Origin of the sequence: Desulfovibrio fairfieldensis, from assembly GCF_001553605.1 — a bacterium.
In the GTDB taxonomy this organism is placed as follows: domain Bacteria; phylum Desulfobacterota; class Desulfovibrionia; order Desulfovibrionales; family Desulfovibrionaceae; genus Desulfovibrio; species Desulfovibrio fairfieldensis.
This window is the reverse complement of sequence record NZ_CP014229.1, coordinates 321,093-347,863: the sequence shown is the minus strand read 5'-3', so window position 1 is coordinate 347,863 and position 26,771 is coordinate 321,093. Positions and strand designations below refer to the sequence as shown.

At 60.3% G+C, this 26,771-nt stretch carries 21 protein-coding genes; 16 read left to right on the top strand and 5 right to left on the bottom strand.

Annotation, left to right across the window (positions count from 1 at the left end; translation table 11 throughout):
* Nucleotides 1-21: 21 nt before the first annotated feature.
* Nucleotides 22-1,062, bottom strand: a complete 1,041-nt coding sequence (locus tag AXF13_RS01490) for a bifunctional methionine sulfoxide reductase B/A protein (protein ID WP_223299952.1) — start codon at nt 1,060-1,062, stop codon at nt 22-24.
* Between the two features lie 65 nt (nt 1,063-1,127).
* Between AXF13_RS01490 and AXF13_RS16370 the strand changes: the two genes are divergently transcribed.
* From AXF13_RS16370 to hydF, 14 genes are all read left to right on the top strand, one after another.
* Nucleotides 1,128-1,367, top strand: coding sequence for a hypothetical protein (locus AXF13_RS16370; protein ID WP_150116049.1), 240 nt, complete (start codon nt 1,128-1,130; stop codon nt 1,365-1,367).
* Nucleotides 1,368-1,691: 324 nt separating this feature from the next.
* Nucleotides 1,692-2,807: a TRAP transporter substrate-binding protein gene (locus tag AXF13_RS01485; RefSeq protein ID WP_009303533.1), complete on the top strand. Its 1,116-nt coding sequence runs from the start codon at nt 1,692-1,694 to the stop codon at nt 2,805-2,807.
* 124 nt (nt 2,808-2,931) lie between these two features.
* Nucleotides 2,932-3,516, top strand: coding sequence for a TRAP transporter small permease subunit (locus AXF13_RS01480; protein ID WP_062251381.1), 585 nt, complete (start codon nt 2,932-2,934; stop codon nt 3,514-3,516).
* Between the two features lie 34 nt (nt 3,517-3,550).
* Nucleotides 3,551-4,873 (top strand): TRAP transporter large permease, encoded by a 1,323-nt coding sequence (locus AXF13_RS01475; RefSeq protein ID WP_009303531.1) that lies wholly within the window; start codon nt 3,551-3,553, stop codon nt 4,871-4,873.
* Between the two features lie 59 nt (nt 4,874-4,932).
* Nucleotides 4,933-5,649, top strand: a complete 717-nt coding sequence (locus AXF13_RS01470) for a hypothetical protein (RefSeq protein ID WP_062251380.1) — start codon at nt 4,933-4,935, stop codon at nt 5,647-5,649.
* Nucleotides 5,650-5,913: 264 nt separating this feature from the next.
* Nucleotides 5,914-7,065 (top strand): iron-containing alcohol dehydrogenase, encoded by a 1,152-nt coding sequence (locus tag AXF13_RS01465; protein WP_062251379.1) that lies wholly within the window; start codon nt 5,914-5,916, stop codon nt 7,063-7,065.
* Nucleotides 7,066-7,134: 69 nt separating this feature from the next.
* Complete coding sequence (locus AXF13_RS01460) at nt 7,135-8,667, top strand: aldehyde dehydrogenase family protein (protein ID WP_062251378.1); 1,533 nt, start codon at nt 7,135-7,137, stop codon at nt 8,665-8,667.
* A 232-nt stretch (nt 8,668-8,899) separates the two neighbouring features.
* Entirely contained in the window at nt 8,900-9,601 is a 702-nt protein-coding gene (locus AXF13_RS01455; RefSeq protein WP_062251377.1) for a Crp/Fnr family transcriptional regulator, read from the top strand.
* 512 nt (nt 9,602-10,113) lie between these two features.
* Nucleotides 10,114-12,186: a methyl-accepting chemotaxis protein gene (locus AXF13_RS01450; RefSeq protein ID WP_062251376.1), complete on the top strand. Its 2,073-nt coding sequence runs from the start codon at nt 10,114-10,116 to the stop codon at nt 12,184-12,186.
* Between the two features lie 508 nt (nt 12,187-12,694).
* Entirely contained in the window at nt 12,695-14,104 is a 1,410-nt protein-coding gene (gene hydG, locus AXF13_RS01445; RefSeq protein WP_062251375.1) for a [FeFe] hydrogenase H-cluster radical SAM maturase HydG, read from the top strand.
* A gap of 20 nt (nt 14,105-14,124) precedes the next feature.
* Nucleotides 14,125-15,165, top strand: coding sequence for a [FeFe] hydrogenase H-cluster radical SAM maturase HydE (gene hydE / locus AXF13_RS01440; RefSeq protein WP_223299951.1), 1,041 nt, complete (start codon nt 14,125-14,127; stop codon nt 15,163-15,165).
* A 27-nt stretch (nt 15,166-15,192) separates the two neighbouring features.
* Nucleotides 15,193-16,449 (top strand): [FeFe] hydrogenase, group A, encoded by a 1,257-nt coding sequence (locus AXF13_RS01435; protein ID WP_062251373.1) that lies wholly within the window; start codon nt 15,193-15,195, stop codon nt 16,447-16,449.
* Nucleotides 16,450-16,458: 9 nt separating this feature from the next.
* On the top strand, nt 16,459-16,833 hold the full coding sequence (locus tag AXF13_RS01430; protein ID WP_008685257.1) for an iron hydrogenase small subunit: 375 nt from the start codon (nt 16,459-16,461) through the stop codon (nt 16,831-16,833).
* A 147-nt stretch (nt 16,834-16,980) separates the two neighbouring features.
* Nucleotides 16,981-18,231 (top strand): [FeFe] hydrogenase H-cluster maturation GTPase HydF, encoded by a 1,251-nt coding sequence (gene hydF / locus AXF13_RS01425; RefSeq protein ID WP_062251372.1) that lies wholly within the window; start codon nt 16,981-16,983, stop codon nt 18,229-18,231.
* A 1-nt stretch (nt 18,232) separates the two neighbouring features.
* Here the strand turns inward: hydF and galE are convergent, their stop codons facing one another.
* The 3 genes from galE to AXF13_RS01410 form a co-directional block, all read right to left on the bottom strand.
* Nucleotides 18,233-19,219 carry a UDP-glucose 4-epimerase GalE gene (gene galE / locus AXF13_RS01420; RefSeq protein ID WP_062251371.1) on the bottom strand — a complete coding sequence of 329 codons (987 nt, stop codon included), beginning with the start codon at nt 19,217-19,219 and terminating at the stop codon, nt 18,233-18,235.
* Between the two features lie 351 nt (nt 19,220-19,570).
* The gene (locus AXF13_RS01415) at nt 19,571-21,889 is read right to left on the bottom strand and encodes a sensor domain-containing diguanylate cyclase (RefSeq protein WP_062251370.1); all 2,319 of its coding nucleotides are present in this window, start codon (nt 21,887-21,889) and stop codon (nt 19,571-19,573) included.
* 270 nt (nt 21,890-22,159) lie between these two features.
* A complete protein-coding gene (locus AXF13_RS01410; RefSeq protein WP_008685253.1) occupies nt 22,160-22,831 on the bottom strand; it encodes an adenylate kinase in 672 nt (223 codons plus the stop codon).
* A gap of 580 nt (nt 22,832-23,411) precedes the next feature.
* Here AXF13_RS01410 and AXF13_RS01400 point away from each other — a divergent pair.
* Together AXF13_RS01400 and AXF13_RS01395 are read left to right on the top strand one after the other, a co-directional pair.
* Complete coding sequence (locus AXF13_RS01400; RefSeq protein WP_062251368.1) at nt 23,412-24,602, top strand: aldo/keto reductase; 1,191 nt, start codon at nt 23,412-23,414, stop codon at nt 24,600-24,602.
* Complete coding sequence (locus tag AXF13_RS01395) at nt 24,529-25,740, top strand: zinc-dependent alcohol dehydrogenase (protein ID WP_223300005.1); 1,212 nt, start codon at nt 24,529-24,531, stop codon at nt 25,738-25,740. Before AXF13_RS01400 ends, AXF13_RS01395 begins: the two co-directional genes overlap by 74 nt.
* Before the next feature lie 85 nt (nt 25,741-25,825).
* Here AXF13_RS01395 and AXF13_RS01390 read toward each other — a convergent pair whose 3' ends face one another.
* Nucleotides 25,826-26,740: an AraC family transcriptional regulator gene (locus tag AXF13_RS01390; RefSeq protein WP_062251367.1), complete on the bottom strand. Its 915-nt coding sequence runs from the start codon at nt 26,738-26,740 to the stop codon at nt 25,826-25,828.
* Nucleotides 26,741-26,771: the final 31 nt, after the last annotated feature.

Sequence of the window (26,771 nt, the reverse complement as noted above, 5' to 3'; positions counted from 1 at the left end):
GCGAGGGCTTCAATGTTTCAGCTATTCCACCGGACTGCCGTCGGCACGGCGCTCGAAACGCGGCACCGCCAGATGGCAGGCTCCTCGGCCGGTGCGCTCCGCGAAGCGCTGGTGGTAGGCTTCAGCCTCATAAAAAGCCCCGGCCGGGCGTAATTGCGTCACCACCTTGTAGCCCAGCTCCCTGAGCCGGGCCATGAGCTTTTCGGCCACGGCCTTCTGTTCCTCATCCAGATAAAAAACGGCCGAGCGGTATTGCTCGCCCACATCCGGACCCTGGCGGTTGAGCTGGGTGGGATCGTGGATCTCGAAAAAACGGCGCAGAACCTGCTCATAGGTGACTTTCGACGGGTCGAAGGTCACCCGCACGGCCTCGGCGTGCCCGGTGTCGCCCCGGCTGACGTCCTCATAGCCGGGCGCCGGGACATGTCCGCCCGTATAGCCGGAAACCGCCTCACAGACGCCGGGCAGTTTGTGGAAGGCATCCTCCACCCCCCAGAAGCACCCCCCGGCCACAATGGCCGTGCCCGTGCAGGCCGCAACGGCCTTGGCGCGGGCAAAGGCCGCCTTTTCCTCCTCGCTGCCCGCGGGCGCGAAACTCATGGACAGGGAATTGACGCAATGGCGGGTATTCTTGTCCGTGAAGCCTTCGCCTTCAAAAACATGCCCCAGATGCCCGCCGCAATGCGCGCAGAGAATTTCCACCCGCTGCCCGTCGGCATCGGGCACGCGGCGCACCGCGCCGGGCACGGCGTCGTCAAAACTGGGCCAGCCGCAGCCGGATTCAAATTTGTCCTCGGAGTGGTAGAGCGGCATGCCGCACTGGCGGCAGATATAGGTGCCCGCCGCGTGATTGTTGAGATAACGGCCCGTATAGGGGGCCTCTGTGGCCTTGCGCAACAAAACGTCAGCCTCCCGCTCGCTGAGCGGGGGCATGGGATGTCCGGTATTCATGGCTGCCTCGTCGGACGCGGCCGCTGCGGCCGCCATAGCCGGAACAACCAGCCAGAGCAGCAGAAAAAGCGTGGGCGCGCGCCGGGATATGCTGAAGATGAGATAGGGCATGTGTTTTCCTTGCGGCTTTGGCAGTCTGCCAGGCCGCGCATAGAAGGTCTCGTCCGGACGGCGCAATGCGCCGTCCATGTATCACAGAATATATCCGCTCCGGCAGCGAGGCAATGCCCCTGGCTTCACCCCCAAGGCAATCGAATGAATATCCGATGATTGAGGCATTCATTCAATTGCCTGTCTTCAACCCCAATAAACACTATACCATGCGGGGATTATTTGTCGGCAGCGACGCGGATGCGACCCGCGCCATAGCCCGTGAAACAGCAAACCACATTCCGCAATCAATGAAAGCGCTCTAGAAATACATATCTATATATGATCAATTATAATATATAGTTATTGCTTGAAAATTCATAGGTCTACACGTCCTCCATCTAAAAAAAATCCTGCAATGTCGCATTTGCGATATCGCGCGCACTCGGGAAAAGCTATTTTACCGTTAAAGATTCCCTTGTCTCGTTTGTACCGCACCTAATGGGCGCATATCATAACAGTCCACGGAGGGACGCTGTTCTTCTTCAACAACAATGCAAAAGGCCGGATTCCACGCGGTAAGCCCCGCGAAAGGAGGAACAAAGCAGACTGTATAATTTAGCCCATCAACCCATAAACGAGGAGTTGTCATGAAGAAGCTGTATTTAGTATTGTTAGCCATGGCTCTGGTGGTTTCCTGCGGGTTTTCCACGGCATCGGCCAAGACCTACGAGTTGAAAATCCAGACCTCTCTGGCGACCTCAAGTATGTACTTCAAGACGCTGGAACGTCTGAAGAAAAACATTGAGGAACTCTCTCAGGGCCAGATCAAGGTCGAACTGTATGCCGACGGCGCAATCGTCAAAAACTTCGAAATATTCGACGCCGTGAGCGAAGGCCTGGTCAACGGCGGCATGTGCTGGACGCACTGGGCCTCGGGCAAGCATCCCGCGGGCACGCTCTTTTCAGCCCCCATCGGCGGTCTGGGCTACGGCCTTGACCAGATGGCGCAGCTTTCCTGGATGTTCGAAGGCGACGGCATCAAGCTGCTCAACGAATATTATCAGGACATCCTGAAGCTGGACATGATGTCCTGGCCCGTATTGCCCATGGGCCCCGAATGTTTCGGCTGGTTCCATGAAAAATACACGTCCCACACCCAGATCAACAAGCTGACCTTCCGCGCCCCTCCAGGCGTGCCCGCGGAAGCTTTTAAGGAAATGGGCATGCCCGTCGTGTCCATGGCCGGCGGCGACATCATTCCCGCCGCCCAGCGCGGCGCCATTGACGCGGCCGAATGGATCGCTCCCGGCGAAGATATTGTGATGGGCTTCCCCGAAATCTGGAAGCACTATTATCTGCAGGGCCTGCACCAGGCCATTTCCATCGGCGACGTATATATCAACAAGACATGGTTCGAAGCGCTGCCCAAACACCTCCAGATGGTGGTCAACGTGGCCATGAAGGCCTGCGTCACCGATCAGCTGCTCAACGGCATCAAGGTCAACTCCGAGGCCCTGGAAAAGATGGTACGCGAAAACGGCGTGGTCATCGAGGAAACTCCGGCCGACTACTATCCCGCTTTCATGAAGGCGGCCCGCACAGTCATAGCCAAGTACACCAAGGATCCTTTCTTCAAAAAGGTGCACGACTCCCAGATCGCCTGGGCAAAGCTCACCGTGCCCTTCCAGGTGCGCTCCAACGGCCTGTATTACATGATGGGCAAAACCGCCATGGATGAAGGTATCATCACCGACTACAAGTAAACCGCATGCCCGGCGCGCGGGAGCCCATGCCCCCGCGCGCGCCCGACGGCACGCGTCGTCAGCTCTTCAGCCCGACCCGACGCCGCGCGAAAAAGCGCATGCCGGACTGTTTCAGGAGGACGCAATGTCTCAATCGCTTGAACTGGCCATGGCGCGGGTAGCGCCGGGCCCCAAAAGAATCGTCGCCGCCGTGGACAGGTTCAACACCGGCGTGGGTAAGCTGACCTCATGGCTGGCCATCCCCATGATGCTTTCCGTGATGTACGAAGTGATCATGCGCAACGTCTTCACCGCGCCGTCCATCTGGGCCATGGACATGGCCATGATACTCTACGCCATCCACTTCATGCTCGGCTCCCCCTACTGCCTGCTGACCGGCAACCACATCCGCACGGATTTTTTCTACCATTCCTGGTCGGTCAGAACCAAAGCCGCCGTGGACCTGGCCAACTACATCATTTTCTTCTTCCCCGCGCATTTGGTCTTTTTGTATATCGCCACCGCGTATGCCTGGAAGTCTTTCATCCAGAACGAGGTTTCCGTCACCAGTCCGTGGATGCCCGTCATCTGGCCCGCCAAAATGGCTATTCCGGTATGTGTGGCGCTGACCCTGCTGCAGGGCATCTCTGAGGCGATCAAATGTTATTACCGCTGGAAAACCGGCCAAAACCTCTGGAACAGCGAACAACTCGGCGAGGCCAAGGACTAGCCGCCGGTCAGGGCATCTGAAGGAGATCACCCTCATGGATATATCAAATGAAATGCTGGCGGTCCTGTCCATCATCTCCATGTTCGGCCTGTTCTGCACGGGCTTCCCCATTTCCTACACCATGATTTTCAGCGGACTGCTGTTCGGTTTTCTCGGCTTCGGCAAATTGGTCTTCCATTTGCTGACCATCCAGTTCTGGCAGGTCATGAGCGACCCGGTCATGGGTGCGATCCCCTTCTTTCTGCTCATGGGTTATCTCCTGGAAGGCGCGGGGCTCATGGACAGACTGTTCCGATCATTCCAACTGTTGCTGGCCCGCCTGCCCGGCTCCCTATATGGAGCCATCAGCCTGACGGGCACTATTTTTGCCGCGGCCACGGGTATTGTGGGCTCTTCGGTCAACCTGCTCTGCATCATGGCCGAACCCTCCATGCGCCGCAGCGGCTACGACATCCGCATGGGCGCGGGCTGCATAGCCGCCGCCGGAACACTGGGCATCCTCATTCCGCCCAGCATCATGCTGGTGGTGCTCGGTCCCATCATGGGCCTGCCCATCACGGACCTTTTTGCCGCCGCCATCCTGCCCGGCCTTCTGCTGGCCGGTATCTACGTCGCCTATTCGCTGATCAAGTGCGCCATCTGGCCCCAGTACGGGCCGCCCCTGCCCAAAGAAGAACGCGCCGCCAGCATGGCCCTCGTACTCAAGGAGCTGCTCATCGGCGCGGTGCCCCTGGCCATCCTCATTTTCTCCACCCTGGGCAGCATCCTCTGCGGCATCGCCACGCCCACCGAGGCTTCGGCCTGCGGCGCATTCGGCGCGTTGGCTCTGGTCATCGTCTACCGCAAGTTCACCTGGAAAGGGCTGGCCAAGGCCCTGCACAGCACCATCCTGCTTTCGTCCATGATCCTGATCATGATCGCCTCCTGCAACTTCTTCGGTTCCGTCTTTTCCCGTCTGGGCGGTGCCGTGGCCCTTTCCAACGCCCTGCTGGGCATGGACATCGCCCCCATGTTCATGCTGTTTCTGATCATGGCCATCATCTTCTTCATGGGCTGGGCCATGGAGTGGGTGCCTATCGTGCTTATTCTGGTGCCGCTGCTTATCCCTGTGGTGGAAGCCATGCAGTTCGACAAGCTCTGGTTCTGCCTGGTGGTGGCCGTGACCCTGCAGACATCCTGGCTCTCGCCGCCTGTGGCCCTTTCCTGTTACTTCATCAAGGGCAGCCTGCCGCACTGGCCGCTGAATGACATCTATAAGGGCATGTTCCAGTATATCGGCTGCCAGTTGGTGGGGCTTATCCTGATCATTCTGTTCCCGGCCATCGTGACCTGGCTGCCCAATTATCTAAAACAATAAGCAGATACCGTGCGCGGTGGAAAATTTCCGCCGTGCACGCCGCAACGCACGGAGTGCCCATGCGCGTTACCACCATTCTGCCGATTCTCTGCTGCCTGCTTCTGGCCGGAATGCTCTTCCGGCCAGCGGGCGCCCATGCCGCGCCAAGCGCCGCCCGGACCTGCGCCACGGCATCGGAATGCGCCGCCCCGCAGCAGACCGCGCCCAAGCTTTTCGCTTCCTACACCTTCGGCCTGCCACGGGCGCAGGCCATGAAACTGCCGGGAGCAGCGCCGGGCAAGGGCGACTTCGCCGGGGACGTCCTGCTGCCTGAGGCCGACTTTGCCGGACTGCCCTGGAGCGTGCGCCTGGAATTCCGCCGGGATGCTCTGGTGCGCGTAAGCCTCGTGGAAGCCTATACCGGCAAACGACTGGAGGCGGTCAACAACAGTTTGCGGGATATGGGATTTGAAATGCTGGCCATGCTGGCGGACGGCGTCCGTCTTGACTTCGTGGCCGCCCTCAAGGTTGATGGTCCCCAAGGCCTGCAAGGCCGCATCGAAAAACTGCATAAAAAGGAAAATCCGAATCGAATGAGTTACGCCTGGTTCGACACCCGAAAGATAAGCCGCGAAACAAAAGTCACGGCGCGTAATCTCTCCGAACTCCTGCAGGTGGTGGCGGCTGAAACGCGTGAAGCGGAAGTGACCCTGCTGGGCGACGGCAAGGGCGGTGTTGCCAATATACTGGTGGATTTCAGCCTGCCGGTGCTGGAGCTGCAGACCTATAACCATTAGAGCGGAGTCATTTTCCAAGGTAAACCGCTCCAAGCAGACCCGTTTTTATAGTGGCTGAGAGGCCCGCCCGGCAACTGACCGGGCGGGCCTCTTTCTTTTTGAAATTATTCTAATGGCCAGTTTCCGACCTTTTCTCCGAAAAAAAGACGCGTGTCGCATTTGCGATAGAAAAACGGACCCAAAAAGCAAAAACATGATGGAAACCGCCGGAAGGTGGAAAGCCTGCCGCCGGGATCACTTCAGTATCAGGAGGAGAGCAAGACTATGTTTTCGAGTTTCCAAACTGTTGAGCGGGTGGTGTACGGCCGGGGCGTCGCGGCGAAACTGGGTGACGAGGTTCTGCGCCTCGGCTGCCGCACGGTGGCCGTGATCACGGACAAAGGCTTGGTGGACGCGGGCATCCATACGCCTCTGATGGCTTCCCTCAAGGGCGCGGGCGTGGAAGCCCTGCTCTATGACCAGGCCGAGCTGGACCCCACCCCGGCGTCCATTGAAAAGGCCGCCGCCTGGGTCAGGCAGAACAAGGTGGAACTGCTGGTGGGCCTGGGCGGGGGCAGCGCCCTGGACAGCACCAAGGCCACGGCCCTGCTGGCCGTGCACGAAGGCCCCATGAGCCGCTATTTCGGCCTGCACAAGGTGCCCTCGGCCTGCATGCCCACCATCCTGATTCCCACCACGGCGGGCACGGGCAGCGAAATGACCTCCAACGCGGTGCTCAATGACCCGATCACCGATTCCAAGCAAGGCACGGTCAGCGACTATCTCTACGCCAAGGTGGTTCTGCTGGACCCCGAGCTGACCGCGGGCCTGCCGCCCTTTTACACGGCCATCACCGGCCTGGACGCCCTGGTGCACTGCATCGAGTCCTACGTGAGCCTGCACGCCACGCCCTTCACGGACGCCCTGAACCTCCAGGCCATGCGCATGATCTCCGACAATATCCGCAAAGTCTACGCCAACGGCGGCAATATGGAAGCGCGCGAGCAGATGCTCTACGGCGCGGCCATCAGCGGCATGGGATTTTCCAACACCCAGAACGGCATCATCCACGCCCTGGGCATGTCCGTGCCCTCGGAGCACCACATCCCCCACGGCCTGATGATGGCGGTGTGCGCGCCCATGGGCATGAGCTTCAACGCCCTGGCCGCTCCCGAAAAATTCGCGGTCATCGCCGAAATCCTGGGCAGCGCCCCGGCCGGGGCCTCGGTGCGCGAAAAAGCCAAAAGCGCCGCCGCGGGCTTCGTAAGCCTCATGGACGACCTGGGCATCAAGCAGGGCCTGTCCAACTACGGCATCCACCGGGAAGAACTGCGCGGCGTGGCCGAACTGGGCGCGGCCTACAAACGGCTGATGGACAGCAATCCGCGCAAGGGCACCGCCGACGTGCTGGAGAAGCTGCTGGAGCAATTTTACTGAGAACACCCGACGCGGCACACCCTCTCCGCGCGCAACACGCAACCGCCCTCAGGGGCACAGGAGCAGACCATGTCCGACTTTCCCTACGTCAAGATCAAAAACTTCATCAACGGCCAGTGGCGTGAAGAAGCAGGCACGCCGGTCAAGCCTTTGTACAACCCCTCCACCGGCGAACAGATCGGCGAAGTGCCCATGTCCGGGGCGGATGCCTGCGAAGCGGCCATCGCCACGGCCTGGGAGGCCTACCAGACCTGGCGCGAAGTCCCGGTGGCCAAGCGCGTGGCCTATATCTTCAAGCTGCGCGAGGCCATGATCCGCAATCACGAAAAACTGGCCCAGGGCATTGCCTGGGACCAGGCCAAGCACATCTCCGAAGCGCGCGGCGAAGTGCAGCGCGTCATCGAGATTCTGGAATCCGCCTGCGGCACGCCTTCCCTGATCCAGGGCGACATTCTGGACCAGATCTCAAGCAGCATTTCCGTCAAGGTCGTGCGGCAGTCCCTGGGCGTGTTCGGCGGCGTGGCCCCCTTCAACTTCCCGGCCCTGGTCTTCGGCTGGTTCATCCCCTACGCCATCGCGGCGGGCAATACCTTCATCTTCAAGCCTTCCACCCAGTCGCCCTACTTTATGCAGCTCATCTGCGAGCTCTTCCAGGAAATCGGCCTGCCCGCGGGCGTGGTCAACGTGATCCACGGCGACCGCTCCATTCCCGGCACCTGGTATGAAGACCCGCGCATGGCCGGAGTCTGCCTAGTGGGTTCCACGCCCACGGCCAAAAAAATGGCCGAGGGCTGCGCCAGAGGGGCCAAGCGTTCCATGCTCCTGGGCGGGGCCAAGAACATGCTTCTGGTCATGGAAGACGCCAATCTGGACATCTTTGTGAACAACTTCCTCAACTCCTGCTACGGCTCGGCCGGGCAGCGCTGCCTGGCCGGGTCCATCGTGGCCGCCGTGCCCGAAATCTACGACACGGTCATGGAGCGCATTCTGGAAGCCTCCAAAACCGTCAAGGTGGGCGACGCCTTTGATCCCGACGTCTACATGGGACCGCTGATCTCCCGCGCAGCCGCCGACAATGTCGCCAAGTACGTGGACATCGCCCTTGCCCACGGCAATTGCGAACTTATTCTTGATGGGCGCAATCCCGTCCTGCCCGAAAAGAACAAAAACGGCTTCTTCGTGGGGCCCACCATCATCAGGGACGTGACCCCCTGCAACCCCCTGTTCACCACCGAAGTCTTCGGGCCGCTGGTAGCCACCATCAAGGTGGCGGACATGGACGACGCCCTCAACCTGATCCGGGCTTCGGAATTCGGCAACGGCGCGTGCATCTTCACCCAGAACGCCTATTACATCGAGCGCTTCAGCCGTCTGGCCGACGTGGGCATGGTGGGCGTGAACGTGGGCATCTGCGCGCCGCATCCCTATGTGCCCTTCGGCGGCATCAAGGGCTCGCTGCTGGGCACGGACAAGGTTCAGGGCAAGGACGGCCTGAACTTCTTCACCCAGAACAAAGTCACCACCGTGCGCACACATCATCCCAAGGGGCAGGCGCCCAAGCCCGCCGCCAATACATCAATACGATCCTGCGTGGCATCGTAACAGCGCATCGCGCTTACACCTGTCGCCTGACGGCGCGGCACACCGCCGGCCGTCAGCCGCCGGTCTTCCCGGCAACCGGAAGTTGACGGCAATGCACCCCGCGACAGGTTCACGGCGCGGATTCGATGGGGAATCCGCGCGGAGCGACGGGACATTCCCAGAACCCGAACGCTTCAGGCCGCGCCATACGCGGCGGGAGGGGTTTTCCCCTCCCGCCGTTCCGGAGCAGTCTATGACAATCCCCGCTCAGACCCCGCCCGTCGACTCGACCGATGGGGAAATGGCCCGCATCGGGCATGTGGCCGACCTCAACAAGCCCTGGGAGGACGTGCTGCGCTACGCCGTCAGATCCGTCTATCCCAAGGACGCCGTTATTCCACACCAGAAGACCAGGGGCATGTACTACCTGTCCCGTGGCTCGGTGGGCATTTTCTACACCTCTTCCTGCGGCCGCGAACGGCTCACCCTGTGCATCGAACCGGGCTGCCTGTTCAATGAAGCGCGCACCCTGGCCGGATACAATCCCGAGGGACGCTTTGTCTGCACCTCGGAGTCCGAAATCTGGCGCTTTCCGGAAAATCTGCTGGAGGACGCCGCCTTTATCCGCGAGCACCCGGTCCAGATCGCCAACCTGCTGCGCTCCATGGGCATCAAGATGCTCATCCACTATACCTTTCTGGCGGACATGGGCACCGGCCGCCACGAAATCCACCTCTGCCGCTTCATCCTCAGCCTGGCCCGCAAAAACAACAGCCAAAGCGCCTTTCCCTGCCACATGACCCAGCAGGAAGTGGCCGATCTGCTGGGCATCCACCGGGCCACCCTGGCCCGCGCCCTGCAACGCCTCAAACAGCACGGCGTGATCTCCTCCTTTACCGCCCGCAAAGTCCAGATCAGCGACTGGAATCTGCTGCTCTCCCTGGCAAGCCGCTGAGACGGGTCGCCTCCGCGCGGCCCGCTTCACCCGCAGGGGCGTGGATCAGGGCGGCGGCTGCGCATTTCCGTAGATAAATCTATACATATATGCGCAGTATTGTCAGGATACCAGCACAAAGAATACTACACATAAAATGTGCGATATATTGAAAGCCAGAAAAATGAACTCAAGATTATCTTTCAGCGATATAGAAAATTACGTATACCATATGCAGCGCGATTGATATATTTACAGATAACGATTGATACATTTTTCAGATTCATCTTGCAACAACACATATTTTCTTATACGTTTCATAAACGTACATAATGTACATATACCTATGCTGCGGGACACCCCCCCGGCACGGGCCCGCGCAATGCGCGGCGCGCCTGAGCCGCCGGGAGGCGCCCGGTTCCCGCATTTTTTTCATCCCGACATCAGAAGCCGGAACAAGTCCGTGCCAGCCCCCGCGCGCCGGGCCGACGTCATTACGACGCCCCGGCGACAGCGCCTTACAGGAGCAGACAGTGACCATACGCGCCAAACTCATCAGCCTTATGGCTTCCTTCATCGCGGCCATCGTGCTCGTGGTGTCCTTCATGGCCTACTACGCCTATAAGGACAGTTACCAGATCGCGGTAAGCGGCTCAAAAACGACCGTCCAGAGCGTCACAAACTATGTTTCGCTCTTCTTCAACACCGCCGAGGACAACAGCGCCTTTCTGGCCGGGCTGCCGCAGACGGCCGAAGCGGCCGGGTACCTTCCCTCCCATGTCGGACTGGGCGCGTCCAAGACCCACACGCGCCGGGAAATGAGCCCTCAGGCCCTGGAGCTGGACAAGATACTGGAACAGCTTGCCGAATCCAGCGCTTCCTACCTGGCCGTGGGCCTGGGCTCCACGGACGGGGGTTTTCTGGAGTACCCTCCCATTGCCTATCCCGCCGGTTTCGATCCGCGCAAACGTCCCTGGTACCAGTCCGCCGAGGACAGCGGCACGGGCGCGGCCCATTCCGTTTATCTGAACGCGGCGGGCACGCCCGTGTGTTCCTTTGTGCATACGGTCAAGGACGGGGGCAGGACGGCGGGCGTCTCCTACATCGAGGTAAGCCTCGCCACGCTTTCAAAAAGCATTTCCGCCATGGAGATCGGCCGCACCGGCCGCCTGACCCTTATTGATCCCAGCGGCATCATCGTGGCGACCCGCAACGCCGAAGCTCTGTTCAGCAAGGTGGCGGACAAAAAAATGCCCGGCCTCGACACGATCTACGCCATGCCCAACGGCGTGCACATGGCCAAGGTCAACGGCCGGGACGTACTGGTCAACATCTTCAGCGACCAGCGCGGCTGGAAATACGTCTACGCCATCGACGCGGACGAGGTTTTTGCAGGCACCTACGCCATGCTGCGGATCAGCGTGATCTTCTCCCTGGTCATGGCCGTGGCGGTCTTCATTCTGGGCGCGCTCATCCTGCGCAGCATCAACCGCCCCCTGGGACTGCTCAGCAGCACTTCCGAAACCATTGCCGACGGCGACATACAGGCCGCGCTGCCCGACAGGGTGCTGTTTTCCGGCGAACTGCTGAGTCTGTACGAAAGTTTTGCGAAAATGCTCGCCCATATCAACGAGACTCTGCGCCGTTCCCAGGAAAGCGAACAAAAAGCCCACCGTGAGGAAGAAAAGGCCCGCGCCTCCATGTTGCGGGCGGAAGAGGCGGGCGCGGCGGCCCAGGCCAAGACCACAGCCATGCTGGGCGTGGCCGAAAGCCTGGATAAGGCCATCCGGGTCATTTCCGACGCTTCCGGCGCGCTTTCGGTCCAGATCGAGCAATCCGACCGGATCGCCTCCGAATCGGCCCGAAGCCTGACCGAAGCCGCCACGGCCATCAATGAGATGAACGCCACAGTGCAGGAAGTGGCCCGCAATGTCTCCACCACGTCCCGGTTCTCCGGCGAGACCAGGGCCAAGGCCGAAAGCGGCGCGCAGGTCGTGCATCAGTCGCTGCAAAGCATTGAGCGGGTGCATGCGGTTTCGCTGGAATTGCGCACGGACATGGAACGACTCAACGAGCATGCCGGGGCCATCAGCCGGATCATGACCGTGATTTCCGACATTGCGGACCAGACCAACCTGCTGGCCCTGAATGCGGCCATTGAGGCCGCCCGCGCGGGCGACGCCGGGCGCGGCTTTGCCGTGGTGGCTGACGAGGTGCGCAAACTGGCCGAAAAAACCATGGCTTCCACCCACGACGTGAGCAGCGCCATCCAGGCCATTCAGGAAAGCACCAACAAAAGCATGGCCTCGGTGGAAAACGCCGTGCTCCAGATTGACAAGGCCACGGGCTTTGCCAATGACTCCGGCCACGCCCTGACCGACATCGTAAGCACCGCAGAGGCCACGGCCGACCAGATTCAGGCCATTGCCGCGGCCAGCGAGCAGCAGTCCGCCGCCTCGGAGGAGATCAACGCCAATATCGAACGGGTCAACAACATGGTCGGCCAGACCGCCGAAAGCATGGCGGAAGCCGCCGGGGCCGTGGCCGGGCTCGCGGCCCAGACCGAGGGCTTGCGGGCTCTGGTGGCCCGGATGCAACAGCAGTAGCCATCCCCCTGTTCCCTGACACCCTCCGGCCCGGAGCAGGCATGAGCCTGCGCATGCCCGCTCCGGGCAATACTTCCCCATAATTTCCCCGGCCCATATCGTAATCGGACGTGGGAAGCATAAAATTTGTAACACGTAATTGACAAAAGTAACACGAGATGGCATATCCGCAAGGGAGCGACCGTATACATGCCCCGCCGCCCGGAGGCGGCCTGCCCGCAGAGAATTTTTTTAAACTGGTGGTGTTACTTTTTTAAAAAAGATAACACAATAGTGTAAGGGCCCCTGTCGCCTGTCCGGTATTTGACGGCAGGTTCCGCACAGCATCTTTCCGGGTATTGCGAGACGTCGCTTTCGCGGGGGGCGTGAGCGTAACGGCGGCTGCTCGCATATCGTAACACGAAATTTAAAAATGTAATACAAAAAAACAAACAGCCTGAACGTCAGGCCGCTTGTCCTGAAACCCACTAATCGGCGGTTCAGCGACCGCTGCCAGCAAGGGGATGCCATGACGGGGAATATTGCGGATACCAGGGCCACATGGTTGGACGACGCTACAATAGAACGCGTGCTTGCCTCCTCCTGTAGCCGCGAGGACCCGGCGCGGGCGCGCGAGGTCCTTGCCAAGGCCAGGGAACTGAAGGGGCTCTCGCTTACGGACGTGGCCGTGCTGATGGGCCTTTCCTCTCCGGAATTGACGGCGGAGCTGTACCACACCGCCAAGGCGGTCAAGGAAGAAATTTACGGCAACCGCATCGTGCTGTTCGCTCCGCTGTATATCTCCAATCTCTGCTCCAACGAGTGCCTGTACTGCGCCTTCCGGAAATCCAATACCGAAGTGATCCGCCGCGCCCTGAGCCGGGACGAGATACTTGAGGAAACCAGGATCATCCTGCGCCAGGGGCACAAGCGGGTTCTGATGGTGGCGGGCGAGGCCTATCCCGGCAGCGGCATCGACTATGTGCTGGACGCCATTGACGCCATTTACGAGGCGCGCGAGGGCGGCGGCAATATCCGCCGGGTCAATGTCAATCTCGCCCCGCTTTCGGTGGAGGACTTCCGCCGTCTCAAGGAACGGCATATCGGAACCTTCCAGCTTTTCCAGGAGACCTATCACCGGCCCACCTACGAAAGCGTGCACCTGGCGGGCCCCAAGCGCGACCTGGACTGGCGGGCCTCTTCCTTTGACCGCGCCATGCTGGCGGGCATCGACGACGTGGGCATGGGGCTGCTCTACGGTCTCTATGACTGGCGTTACGAAACCCTGGCTCTGATGATGCACATCGCCCATCTGGAAGAGCGCTTCGGTGTGGGCTGCCATACCATCAGCGTGCCGCGCATCGAGCCCGCCGTCGGTTCCGACCTTGCGTCCCGGCCGCCGCATGCCGTCAGCGATGAGGATTTCCTGAAGCTGGTGGCGATTCTGCGCCTGGCGGTTCCCTATACGGGCCTGATCATGTCCACGCGCGAAAATGCCGCCATACGCGGCCTCACCTTGGAACTCGGCGTTTCGCAGATCTCGGCGGGCAGCCGCACCAATCCCGGCGGCTACAAGGAAGACAGTCAATTTGAGGCGGCCCAGTTTCAGCTCGGCGACCACAGAAGCCTGGCCGAGGTGGTGAAGGATCTCGGGGACCACGGTTTCATCCCCTCCTTCTGCACGGGCTGTTACCGCCTGGGGCGCACGGGCAAGGATTTCATGGATCTCGCCAAACCCGGCCTCATCAAGGCCAAGTGCGCGCCCAACGCCCTCTCCACCTTTGAGGAATATCTGCTGGACTACGCGGGGGAGGAAGAGCGCCTGGCCGGTGAATGCGCCATTGCCGCCTCTCTCGACGGCATGGAGGAGCGCACCCGCCGCGTCTCGGAAAAGCTGCTTTCCAAGGTGCGTTCCGGCCAGCGGGACGTCTACTGCTGAGCATGGACAAGGATGCGTCTGTGCGCCGCGAGGACATTCTCAAGCTCCTGTTTGCAACGCCCTATGCCGAATTGCGGCGCCGCGCCGCGCGGATAACGGCACGGGAAAAAGGCTCGCATGTTTTCGTGCGCGGACTTGTGGAGTTCTCCAACGTCTGCCGTCGCAATTGCCGCTACTGCGGCCTGCGGGCGGCCAACAGGCAACTCGTGCGCTATACGCTTTCCAAAGACGAAATAATGGAGACCGCAACCGAAGCCGTGACCGCGGGCGCGGACACCATTGTGCTGCAAGCGGGCGAATATGCGGTGCCGCCGCAATGGCTGGCCGGGGTGGTGGACGCCATACGCCGCGACCTGCGCGTGCCGGTGACCCTCAGCGTGGGGGAACAGCCCCGGACGGCCTGCGCCCTGTGGAAGGAAGCCGGTGCCGCGCGCTTTCTGCTCAAGCATGAGACCGCCGACCCACGGCTGTATGCGCGCCTGCATCCGGGCCACACGCTGGCGGAACGCCTCGCAAGCCTGCGTATGCTGCGGGAGCTGGGCTATGAAACGGGTTCGGGTTTCATGGTGGGCCTGCCGGGGCAAAAGCCCGAATCCCTGGCCGACGACATTCTGCTGGCGCGGAAGTTGCGCGTGTCCATGTGCGGGGTCGGGCCGTTCATCCCCCAGGCGGATACGCCTTTGGGCACCCGGCCCGGAGGCACGGCGGCACTGACCCTGCGGGTCATGGCCGTGCTGCGCATCGCGCTGCCCTGGGCCAACATTCCCGCCACCACGGCCCTGGCTACGGTGGATACGGTCGCGGGCCAGAAGGAAGGCCTGCTGGCCGGGGGCAATGTGCTCATGCCCGGCTTCACGCCGCCGGGATACCGTGAACACTACCGCATTTACGATAATAAAAACCGCGTGGATACGGCAGCCGCACGCATGGCCGTCGAGGCCGCCGGGCGCACGCATACGCTCGCATCGCCGCCGGAAAGCGAGGAACACCCGGCGGCCGCCGGAAGAAGCATGAACTGTTCATCGCCGCCCGTGCGGGCGCGACTGACGGATGGAGTCTGATTCACCTGTTACCGCCAGGAGGTTGGAATGCCGCGTATCGTCATGGAGCATATCCAGTATGAGCCCAATGTGCCGCCACAGGGGGCCGACGGCGACAAGATGTTTTTTGTGCAGATTGATGCGGAAAAATGCATCGGCTGCGACACCTGTCAGGAATATTGCCCCTCAGGGGCGATCTACGGGGAAACCGGCGCGGCGCACAAGGTCGCCTACCCCGAAGCCTGCATCAACTGCGGGCAGTGCCTGACCCATTGTCCGGAATTCGCCGTTTATGAAGTGCAGACCTGGGTGCCGGAACTGCAAAAGAAGCTTCAGGACAAGAGCGTCAAGTGCATTGCCATGCCCGCTCCGTCGGTGCGCTACGCCTTGGGCGAGGCTTTCGGGCTCGCGCCCGGCAGCGTGACCACCGGCAAGATGCTCTCGGCCCTCAAAGCCCTGGGATTCGCCCATTGCTGGGACACTGAATTCACCGCCGACGTGACCATCTGGGAAGAAGCCTCGGAATTTGTACAACGCCTGGGCGAAAAAAAACATCTGCCCCAATTCACCTCCTGCTGTCCGGGCTGGCAGAAGCATGCGGAAACCTTTCACCCCGACCTGCTGCCGCACTTTTCCTCCTGCAAATCGCCCGTGGGCATGAACGGCAGGCTGGCCAAAACCTACGGCGCGGAAAAGCTGAACTATGCTCCCGAACAGATCTACACCGTGTCCATCATGCCCTGCATTGCCAAAAAATATGAAGGCCTGCGTCCCGAGCTGGCCGCCGACGGCCTGCGCGACATCGACGCCACGCTGACCACCCGCGAACTGGCCTACATGATCCGGCAGGCGGGCATAGACTTCAGCAAGCTGCCTGAGGGGCAGCGCGACAGCCTGATGGGAGAATCCTCCGGCGGCGCTACTATTTTCGGGGTGTCCGGGGGCGTCATGGAAGCGGCTTTGCGCTTCGCCTACCAGGCGGTGACCGGCCAGCGTCCGGAATCCTGGGATTTTAAACAGGTGCGCGGCCTCAAGGGGATGAAGGAATACACGGTGACCATCAACGGCATTGAGCTGCGTCTGGCCGTTGTGCATGGGGCCAAACGCTTTGACGCGGTCTGTGAGGAAGTCCGCGCCGGGAAGTCCCCGTATCATTTCATCGAGTTCATGGCCTGTCCCGGCGGCTGCGTCTGCGGCGGCGGCCAGCCCTTGATGCCGACCCTGCTGGAATACGCGGAGCGCAAGGCCTCCAGCCTGTACGGCAGTCTCAAAAAACGCCTTGCCGATATGAACGCCAACGCCTAAGGGGGCCATATGTCCATACTGACGAGCACAAGACGGGGATTTTTAAAAGGCGCGTGCATTCTCTCCGGCGGCCTCTTGCTGGGCGTGCGCATGGTCAACAAGGCCTATGCGGGAGCCAGGGAAATCAAGGACTACATGCGCGACCGCGTCAACGCCGTGTACGGCGCCGACAAGACCTTTCCCAAGCGGGCCTCCCAGGACAACGCACAGGTCAAGGCCCTTTATGATTCCTGGCTCGGCAAGCCGCTGGGCCATAAATCGGAAGAACTGCTTCACACCAAATGGTTCGACAAATCGGAAGGCCTCAAGAAGCTTACGGCTTCAGGCGCGTATCCCAATCCTCGCCACAAGGATTTCGCGGGCAACGCCTATCCGTATGAATAAGCGCCGGGCTCTTCCGCCCAAGGGCTGATACGCACAGCCCCACCCAGACCCCGGCCGGCGCGGTTTTGCCCAATCGCGCCGGCCGTCCCGATTTTCCCGGTCGCTGCGCCGCCGCGCAACCGGCCCCTTTTCGCAAGGAGTCCACCCATGACCGAAGCGCCCAAGGGCCTTCGCCTGCACATCGCGCTTTTCGGACGCCGCAATGCGGGCAAGTCCTCATTGCTCAACGCACTGTCCGGGCAGCCGGTGTCCATTGTTTCGGATACGCCCGGCACAACGACAGACCCTGTTGAAAAAACGCTGGAAATGGCCCCGCTGGGGCCGGTGGTCTTTCTGGACACCGCCGGTCTGGACGACGACGGCGAATTGGGCAGATTGCGCGCGGAGCGCAGCCTGGAGATCATGCGCCGGACCGACGTGGCCCTGCTGGTGACGGACGGGCGGATCTGGGGGCGAACCGAGGCGGCTGCGGCCGCCCGGCTGCGTTCCCTGGAGATTCCCTTTGTGGTGGTGCGGAACAAGGCGGACGCCGATTCCGGCGCGAAGGAAACAACGGATGCCCCCGACAGGCCGGAAGGCCTGGACGCCGCCGTGCCCGTCATACGCGCCTCGGCCCGCAGCGGTCTCGGCCTGGGCGAGATACGCGCGGCCATCGAACGCATCGCGCCGGAAAGCGCCCTGCGCCAGCCCCCGCTGCTCAGCGATCTGCTGCCGGAACAGGGCGTTCTGCTGCTCGTCGTGCCGCTTGATACGGGCGCGCCTCGGGGGCGGCTCATTCTGCCCCAGGTGCAGGCCATTCGCGACAGCCTGGACGGACGCAAGATCTGCCTGGCGACGACGGACAAAGACCTGCCCGCAGCGCTGCGGCGCCTTAAAGAAGCCCCGGATCTTGTGGTCTGCGATTCCCAGGTGGTCCATACGGTGGACCGGGAGACGCCTTCGGACATCCCCATGACCACCTTTTCCGTGCTCATGGCCCGTTTCAAGGGGGATCTGCCCGCTCTGGCCCGTGGGGCCGCCGCACTCGGACGGCTTCACCCCGGTGACAGCGTGCTGATTCAGGAGGCCTGCTCCCACCATCCGCAGCACGACGATATAGGTCGCGTCAAGCTGCCGCGCCTGTTGCGCGGGCTGGCCGGGGGCGAGCTGCATTTCAGGATGGCCGCGGGCAAGGAATTTCCGGACTCCGCCGGAGACTGCGCGGCCGTCGTGCACTGCGGCGGCTGCGTCATCACGCGCGGGCAGATGCTGGCCCGGCTGCGCGCCGCGACCGAGGCGGGCTGCCCCATGACCAATTACGGCCTGGCCATTTCCCTGGCGCAAGGCGTGCTGGCCAGAGTGCTTTCCCCCTTTCCGGACGCCTTGCGCGCTTACCGGAAGGCCCGCGCGCAAGCCTGACTCAATCGTCGAAGCCGTGGGGATGCGCGCGATGCCATTCCCAGGCCGAGGCGATGATGCCCTCGATGTCCACCCTGGGCTCCCAGCCCAGTATCTCCCGCGCGCGCTGCGCCGAGGCCACCAGCCGGGCCGGATCGCCCGCCCGGCGCGCCCCCGCGCGCACCGGAACAGCGTGGCCCGTGACCCGCCGCGCGGCCTCAATCATCTCCCGCACGGAAAAGCCCCGGCCGTTGCCCAGATTGCAGATGACGCTCTCGCCGCCGCGCCGCAGGTAATCCAGGGCGCGCATATGGGCGTCGGCCAGGTCCATGACGTCCAGGTAGTCCCGAATGCAGGTGCCGTCGGGCGTGGGATAGTCCTCGCCGAACACCGTGATATGTTCGCGCAGGCCCAGGGGCACCTGGAGGATCAGGGGAATGAGATGGCTTTCCGGCCGGTGGTCCTCGCCGATGGCTCCGCCGGGCAGCGCCCCGGCCACATTGAAATAGCGCAGTATCACGGAGCGCATGCCGTGCGCCAACCCCACCCAGCGCATGATGTTTTCCATCATCAGCTTGCTTTCGCCGTAGGGGTTGGCGGGCCGGGTGGGGTCGCTCTCCTCGATGGGCACGCGCCGCGGCTCGCCGTAGACCGCCGCCGTGGAGGAAAAGACGATCTTGTCCACGCCATGCCGCCGCATGGCTTCCAGCAGCATCTGCATGCCGTGGACATTGTTGTTGAAATAGGCCAGCGGCTTTTCCATGCTCTCGCCCACCAGAGAACTGGCCGCGAAGTGGAGCACCGCGTCGATGCGGTTTTCGCTGAAGACCCTGTCCAGAGCCTCGGGATCGCGAATGTCGCCTTCATGAAGGCGCACGCCCGCAGGCACGGCCCGGCGATGGCCGGTCAGGAAATTGTCGATGACCACGGCTTCCTCGCCGCGGGCCAGCAGGGCGCGTACATTATGCGAACCGATGTACCCGGCTCCGCCGCAGACCAGAATCGCCATGCTTCTTCTCCCTCTTTATCAGGCTCGCGTCAGTTGCCGCGCGCTGTCGTCAAACAATCCACCCCATAAAAATCCCGCTGAAGGCCGCTGCGGGCCCTCGCTCATGCGCGCGTCCGCCGCGCCGTGCGGGACCCGCTGCAATTTTGGCCCGTAACGTCGTCTTTGGCAAGACGGAGCGTGAGATGGAACACGGCGTGTCGAAACAAGGGGGGCGGCCCACAGTGTAAACGCCGCTATCGGCGTGACCACAGGCCGCGTCAAAGACAGGCGGATATGACGCCAATGAAAAATCCGCTGTGTTTTTGGGATGGCAGGCAACCGGAATCCGCGCCCCTGTAGCACCGTCCGGCCCTATGCTTCGGAGACGTCCCCGCCGTTTTCAACATCCGGCGCGGCGTCGATATTCGTATTGACCACGCTGGCTCCGGCCGGAGGCGGCAGCGCGCCCGCCTCGCGCATCTCCGCATAGAAGACGCAGCCGTTTTTGCCCATATGCTTGGCCTGGTAGGTGGCCTCGTCGGCATGCTGGTAGAGCTCCGCAAAGCTGCGTCCGTCGCAGGGGGCGCAGGCCACGCCCATGCTGGCGGTCAGCACGCAACGGCTTTCGCCCTCGCCCCATTCCGTGTGCAGCTCGCCGCCCAGTTTGGCGGCCCGCTCACGGATCCGGAGCATGCTCAGCCGCTCGGTACAGAAGACCAGAAATTCGTCGCCGCCGATGCGCCCCACAATATCCGCGGAGCGGAAATTCTGGCGGATGATCCGGGCCATGGCGCAGATGGCCTGATCGCCCACGGCGTGGCCCAGACGGTCGTTGATGTTCTTAAAGTTGTCGAAATCGATCATGAACAGCGCATAGCCGCCCGCCCCGTCCAGGTTGTGCCGGTCAAGGAAACGGGCGATGGCCTGTTCCGTCGCCAGCTTGTTGTACATGCCGGTGGCGCTGTCGCGCGCGGCCTGATTGCGCAGGGTGAGCTCCAGGTTCTTCTGGTTGTCGATGTCCGTGATGATTCCGATGACATAGATGGGCCAGCCGCTGTCGTCCATGATGTTGGAGGCTTCGATCCTGTACCAGCGGTACAGGCCGTCCACATCGCACAGGCGCATTTCCGCCACGCGCTTTGTCTGCTGCAGGGCGTCCTGAAAGTCCCGCAGCGCGTCCCGGTCGTCCGGATGCACCGGAATCTGGCTGCCGTCCGGGTCCGGTTCCAGAATATTGAAGGCCGAGCCGAACAACTGCATCCAACGCGTGCTGCAATAAAAATCGCCGTTGAGCAGGTCCTGTTCAAAAATAATGATATCGTGCTGCTCAAGAATGAAATGGTAGCGTTCATCGGAAATGCGCTGGGCCTGCTGCATTTCCTTGCTGTGTGTGATGTCGAAGACAATGCTTGCGATATAGGGCTGCCGCCGTTCGTCGTAGGTCAGGGTGCCCTTGTTGTAGAGCCAGACCAGATTGCCGTTTTTGGCCCGGGTGCGGTATTCCACATCAATGGCTTTGCTCTTTTCCAGTTGCCGGGAAATGGTCAGCAGAACCTCGTCGCGGTCTTCCTCGTAAATGGTGTTGGCAAAAGTGTTTTCGTAAATGCGCTCGAACTCTTCCCGGCTGTACCCCAGCAGATCCAGATAATTCTGGCTGAGAAACAGAAAGCTGCCGTCCACACCGCTGAACTTCTGTATTCCGCCGGAGATATTGGCGATAATGGCGCTGTATTCTTCCTGCTGGCTGCGTATCTTGCGGTGGGAGCGGCGCTGGCTGTACAAAAGATAGAGCAGCAGCAAAACGGTGATGACCGTCACGCGCAGCATCAGCGTGCGGGTAACGGCATTCTGCTGGTCGATACGTTCATTCAGAACGCTTTGCGGCAGAATGGAAACCAGTTGCCAGTCGTTTTGCGTCAGAGGCACGCGGTTCATGTAAAAGGAATAGCCGGCACCTTTGAAGTGCAGCACCTTGTCGCCGCTCTGACGCATGCCCTTGAAAAAATCCCGCACCTGGGAGGCCGTATGCGGCGGTTGCGTCTGCTTGAAGTGCCTGATCAGGACGTCCAGATCCCGCCCTTGCGGCAACGCGCCGAAAAGCACGCGATCCTGGCTGTCGAAAACCAGGTTGGAGGTCCGGCCGTCAAAGGCCCTGGTTTCTATGCTGGCCCGCAAGGCGTCAATATTGATGCCCGCCACCAGCACGGCCAGGACCTTGTCCTCGCGCGTTACAGGCACGGCCAGGGCAAGCACCCGGCTGTGGTCGTCAGTGGAAACAATGCCGGAGGAGATGCTCGCCTCGCCGCGCAGGGCACGCTGGAAATAGGCGTCCGCGCTGAGGTCGAGCTCTTTGCCCAAGGCGGAAAATCCTCTGCCGTCCGGCGACAGAATGCCGAAATTACGGATGCTCGGCTCCAGCATCAGGCCGAAATTCCTGGCATTTTCCTGGGTGACAGGATTTTCGCGGGAAGAAAGCAGACGGGCCGTTCCCTCCAGATCGCGGAAGCGTTCCCTGAGCTGGCGCTGAAAGTTCTCCGCCGCGTAGTGTGTGGATTCCTGCAGGCGCTGGGTCAGATTGGAGGTAATGTCCTGTTTGGTGCTGGCGTTGTAGTCCCGGATGGAATAAAGCAAGCCCCCGAGCAGCGCGGCGAGGAAGAGCGCGGAAACTATGGCGGTGGACAATTTGGACATGTGATCATCCGTTGCAGACATTGCCATCCGGTAATCTTCCGCTGCGGTGCGGCACCCGCAAACGACGTGCCGGTCTTCCCGGACGCGGCCGGCATTCCCGCCCTTACAACAGGAGGGCTCCGGCACGGGCATTTTTGCGGGCAGGCTGAGATTGTGGCCGAAAGCATAGACGCATTATTATCAAAAGGGAAGCTGCCGGAACCGGGGTAAATATAAAAAAAGTGCCCCATGCGGGGCACTTACGACATACGGTCAGAACGCGGCCGGAATTCAGCTCAATTTGGAGAGCAGGGTCTCCTTGATGGAGTCGATGCTGCCTTCGCCGTTGAGTTCAATGTATTTGGTCTTGCCCTCGTCGGCCAGCTTCTTGAAGAAGTAGGCGGCGGCCAGGGTGCCGTCGGTGGTATTGTAATAAATGTCGTGGCGCTTGTTGATGGCGTTCTCGTCCTGGTCGTCGCTGCGCGCGGAAAGTTCGGCCCCGCAGACGCGGCATTTGTCGCCGTCGGGCTTGATGGCGTCAATGAAGATATTGTTGGGGTGATTGTTGTTTTCCTTGCAGAGGCGGCGGCCCATGATCCGGTTTTTCGCCACTTCGCGCGGCAGCAGAATTTCCACCACGTAGTCGAGCTTGAGGCCTTCTTTCCGCAGGGCTTCCCAGAGCTTCTGGGCCTGGACCATATTGCGGGGGAAGCCGTCCAGCAGCCAGCCGTCCTTGCCCTTGGTCTTCAGGGTTTCCAGCACCATGGGAATGGTGATGTCGTCGGGCACCAGGTCGCCGCGGTCAATATAGGCCTTGGCTTTTTTGCCCAGTTCCGTGCCGCCGCCGATATGTTCGCGGAAGATGGCGCCGGATTCGATGTGGGCAAGATTGTACTTTTGTTTGATCAGATTGCCCTGGGTGCCCTTGCCGCTGCCGTTGGGTCCGAAAATCAGGATATTCACCGTTGCTCTCCTTGACGGAACCGGATGTTGATTTGTGCAAAAAAGAACACGCTCTTTGCGGTTCTAGCCTGGAAAAACCACTCTGTCAACGGGGGCGGCGAAGAACAGGCGGCTCGTGGGAGCGGCGGGAAAGAGAGACGCGCCGGTGCGGGCACGGCCAAAGGCGGATCATACCGTACTTTCCGTTTTTTTACGCAGGGTCGCCATAAGGCCCCGCAGCGCGGGGATGTTCCGGGGCAGATTGCCGCCCCAGACCGCTTCCGGGAGGATGTTATGGAAAGCTCCTTGCCCACGTTCCGGCTGTGCAGGCCAGCAGCTTATGCAAGGAAGGATACGGCCAAGGCGTTTCCTGTAGAAATAGGCAAAAAGATGCGAGTATCATAGCTGGTTCAGGAGCATGGGCACGCGTATTGTCCAGCCATAGATTTTGAACCACAAGAAATGCGGATGCGCATCAGGACGTTGCTCAGAGGTGGCGTGTCTCAAAAGAATATTGGCATGATGATTCGCGCGAATCCGGCCATGCTTATTGGGATTATAAGCGGCAAGATGAAAACTTGCAGGTAAAAGGAGAATTATAATGAGCGATACAAAGGAAAAGCCGGTTCAGGAAATAAGCCGCCGTGGAATCTTGCAGGCCGCCGCGGTATTGGTTGCCGCCCCTGTTTTGATGGGAGGATTTTCGGGCGTGGGTATGGCTGCGGAAAGAAGTTCCATGATTTCTCGCGCATCTGGAAGGAAAAGTTCCCTTGATCTGCCGCTGTTGACGAAAAAGCGCACTCTTGGGAACGGGAAGTTCAGCATGGAAGTGTCCGCTCTGGGGTTCGGCGTGATGGGCGCGAACTACAATCGCGGCACTTCCCCCGACAGAAAGAAGGTGATTGAGGTGATACGCCAGGCCGCCGAGCACGGCGTCACCCTTTTTGATACCGCTCAGGTCTACGGGCCGCTGACCAATGAGGAACTCGCCGGAGAGGCCCTGGCCCCATACAGGGACAAGGTCGCCGTCACGACCAAGTTCGGTCACAGCATCGTCAATGGAGTCTATCAGACCGGCAAGTTGAACAGCCGTCCGGAAAATATTCGCAGGGTCGCGGAAGGATCGCTGAAGAGACTGAAGGTCGATGCCATCGAACTTTTCTATCAGCATCGTTTTGACCCCGAAGTGCCCATCGAAGATGTGGCCGGAACCGTCAAGGAGCTCATTCGTGAAGGCAAGGTGAAACGCTTCGGCCTGTGCGAAGTGGGGCCGGAAACCATCCGCCGCGCTCACGCCGAGCAACCCGTCACCGCCGTCCAGAGCGAATACCACCTGATGTGGCGCGAACCGGAAAAGGATATTTTCCCTGTACTTGAGGAACTCGGCATCGGCTTTGTGCCCTACAGCCCGCTCAATCGGGGCTTCCTTGGCGGGGACATGACCGCATACACCCGATTCGATTCCGGCAACGACAATCGCAACACCTTGCCCCGGTTCGCGCCTGAAGCTCTGGGAAAAAATCTGATGTTTGTGGAAGTTCTCAACCGCTTTGGCCGTCCCAGAGGCATCACCGGCGCGCAGGCCGCTTTAGGCTGGATGTTGCAGAAGGGAGACGGGATCGTTCCCATTCCGGGCACGACCAAACTGTCCCACCTGGAAGAAAATATCCGGGCGGCCAATCTGGCGGTGAGCCCGGAAGAATGGAAGGAACTTGAAGATGCGCTTTCCAGGGTGGAGATCGTGGGCGACCGCTACCCGGCGGAACAGCAAAGACAGGTTCAAAAAAGTTAGTAACGTTCGCCGATTCCGGCGGACACACAATAATGAGCAGGGGTGTGTCCGCCGGGCGAATTCCGAGCCATGGAAAAGGATAATCGACATGAAACAGGAAATGATGAAAGCTGGAGTGCTGACCGGGCCGCAGCGGATTGAAATCAGGCGGGTGCCCGTTCCGGAAATGGCTCCGGGCATGTTGAAGATACGGATTTCCGCCTGCGGGGTGTGCGGCAGCGACATCCACATGTGGAAGGCCGGAAAAGGCTGGAGCCCGGAACCCCTCGACAATTTCCATATGGGACATGAATTTTGCGGCGTGGTGGTCGATCCCGGCGACAGCGGTTTTCAAATCGGCGACCGCGTGACGTTCTGGGCCAACCTGTACTGTGGCAAATGCGATATGTGCCGGGCGGGCAAGGAACATCTTTGCCGGGATGTGCACGGCACGAATTACATCGGTTTCGTATGCAACGGCGGCTATGCGGAATACTTTGTCGGCAAGGCCGGGAATGCCTACAAGCTGCCGGATACGGTGTCGGACGTCGCCGCCGGGCTGATTGACCCTCTGATGGTTGCTTATCATGCGGTCAGGCAGTCCAGTCTGAAACTGCACGACAAGGTGCTGGTGGTCGGCAGCGGCATTATCGCGCAGCTTATCGGCGGACTGGCCAAGAAGGCGGGAGCCTCCGCTCTGGCCATGTCCAGGATTGATGAGAGGCAAACGGGCAAGGCACGGGAAATAGGCGATTTCGACGCTTATTTTGACGGGAACGATCCCGATCGTGCCGCAAAGATGCAGGAGGCTTCCGAAGGCGGCTTCGATGTTGTTTTCGAGGCTGTCGGCGCGGGAGAATCCCTTGCCGCCTGCATGGACGGCGTGAAACCCGGCGGCGAAATAGTGATGATCGGCAACTCGATGACGCCTACGGTTCCTTTTGAACTGAACCGCGCCGTGCTGCATGAAGTCCGCCTGACCGGGAGCGTTTCCTGCACCCGAAAGGAATTTACGGAAACCATTGACCTCATCGCCAAAGGCATCATCGACGCTGAAAAGTATGTGACCGGCATTCTGCCGCTGGATCAGCTTCAGCACGCTTTCGAGAAACAGATTTCCCCGGCCGAATCCGTTTTGAAGACCGTCATCAGGCTGTAAAAGCCGCTGCTACGCTTGCGCATGAGGCCCTCGGCGTTGCGTTTTGAAATCGCTTTCGTCGGATGCGGGAACCACCTCCGCTTATTCACAGTGTGGAAACGACGCGGCGACGATTCAGATCCCTGAGCGGCGGTTCACCAAAAACTCTTTTATATTCCCGGTTGAATTGCGTCATGCTTTCGTAACCTACAGCGAAAGCCGCGCTGGAAGCGCGTTCGTTCTCCACCAACATGAGACGTTGAGCTTCATACAAGCGCAGTTGTTTCTGATATTGTAAGGGACTGAGTCCCGTAAGCAGCTTGAAATGCCGGTGCAGATTCGCCGTTGACATGCTGACCTGTCGTGCCAGCGATTCCACACGCATCGGAATTTTATAATTTTCTCGTATCCAGGTTATGGCTTGAGCAACCTGATTATTCTGCGTGCCCGGTGTGTTCAATTGCCGCAAGATGTTGCCATGCGGGCTTATAAGCAGGAGATAATGGAGTTCACGCAGCATCATCGGGGCACGAATCGATATTTGTTCAGGTTTTTCAAGAAGATCTACAAGGCGGAGAAACATTTCCAAAATATCTGAACCGGCATCGGCAATGGAAACACTGGTGCAATCTTCAGAAGTTTCTGGAAAATTGTGTTTCATCTCCAATGTCAAGGATGAAAGCAAATGTCTGTCTAAATAGAGATAGAGGAAGAGAAAGGGTGTCTCATGCGTGGGGTTGATAACATAGGAAGAGATAGGCATATCTATCCCGGCCACAATGCACTGGTTTTCCGTATAGACAAATTCCCGGCCGCCCATAAGGGAATGTTTGGTTCCCTGGACCACAAGCCCCACTAGCGGCTTTTCAAAACATTGCTCCGGCGTCCCCACATCCTCACGGCGAACCAGATTGAAACCTTCGATGGCAGTTGGATAGATGCAGGGGGAATCCAGATACCGCAACAGTTTTTGTTTCAGTTCCACATTCAATTGAGCTATCCGTTGCGAATCCTCTGCCATGACATTGCACCTTTTTTATTAAGAAGACTCT

Excerpts from the sequence above, each read along its gene's own strand:
- AXF13_RS01485 (WP_009303533.1), top strand. The coding sequence starts at position 1,692 with ATGAAGAAGCTGTATTTAGTATTGTTAGCCATGGCTCTGGTGGTTTCC.
- AXF13_RS01470 (WP_062251380.1), top strand. The coding sequence starts at position 4,933 with ATGCGCGTTACCACCATTCTGCCGATTCTCTGCTGCCTGCTTCTGGCC.
- AXF13_RS01395 (WP_223300005.1), top strand. The coding sequence starts at position 24,529 with ATGCGCTTTCCAGGGTGGAGATCGTGGGCGACCGCTACCCGGCGGAAC.
- AXF13_RS01490 (WP_223299952.1), bottom strand. The coding sequence starts at position 1,062 with ATGCCCTATCTCATCTTCAGCATATCCCGGCGCGCGCCCACGCTTTTT.
- galE (WP_062251371.1), bottom strand. The coding sequence starts at position 19,219 with ATGGCGATTCTGGTCTGCGGCGGAGCCGGGTACATCGGTTCGCATAAT.
- AXF13_RS01430 (WP_008685257.1), top strand. The coding sequence starts at position 16,459 with ATGTCCATACTGACGAGCACAAGACGGGGATTTTTAAAAGGCGCGTGC.
- hydG (WP_062251375.1), top strand. The coding sequence starts at position 12,695 with ATGACGGGGAATATTGCGGATACCAGGGCCACATGGTTGGACGACGCT.
- AXF13_RS01415 (WP_062251370.1), bottom strand. The coding sequence starts at position 21,889 with ATGTCCAAATTGTCCACCGCCATAGTTTCCGCGCTCTTCCTCGCCGCG.
- AXF13_RS01455 (WP_062251377.1), top strand. The coding sequence starts at position 8,900 with ATGACAATCCCCGCTCAGACCCCGCCCGTCGACTCGACCGATGGGGAA.
- AXF13_RS01480 (WP_062251381.1), top strand. The coding sequence starts at position 2,932 with ATGTCTCAATCGCTTGAACTGGCCATGGCGCGGGTAGCGCCGGGCCCC.
- AXF13_RS01460 (WP_062251378.1), top strand. The coding sequence starts at position 7,135 with ATGTCCGACTTTCCCTACGTCAAGATCAAAAACTTCATCAACGGCCAG.
- AXF13_RS01465 (WP_062251379.1), top strand. The coding sequence starts at position 5,914 with ATGTTTTCGAGTTTCCAAACTGTTGAGCGGGTGGTGTACGGCCGGGGC.
- hydF (WP_062251372.1), top strand. The coding sequence starts at position 16,981 with ATGACCGAAGCGCCCAAGGGCCTTCGCCTGCACATCGCGCTTTTCGGA.
- AXF13_RS01475 (WP_009303531.1), top strand. The coding sequence starts at position 3,551 with ATGGATATATCAAATGAAATGCTGGCGGTCCTGTCCATCATCTCCATG.
- AXF13_RS01435 (WP_062251373.1), top strand. The coding sequence starts at position 15,193 with ATGCCGCGTATCGTCATGGAGCATATCCAGTATGAGCCCAATGTGCCG.
- AXF13_RS01390 (WP_062251367.1), bottom strand. The coding sequence starts at position 26,740 with ATGGCAGAGGATTCGCAACGGATAGCTCAATTGAATGTGGAACTGAAA.
- AXF13_RS01400 (WP_062251368.1), top strand. The coding sequence starts at position 23,412 with ATGAGCGATACAAAGGAAAAGCCGGTTCAGGAAATAAGCCGCCGTGGA.
- AXF13_RS16370 (WP_150116049.1), top strand. The coding sequence starts at position 1,128 with ATGCGCCGTCCATGTATCACAGAATATATCCGCTCCGGCAGCGAGGCA.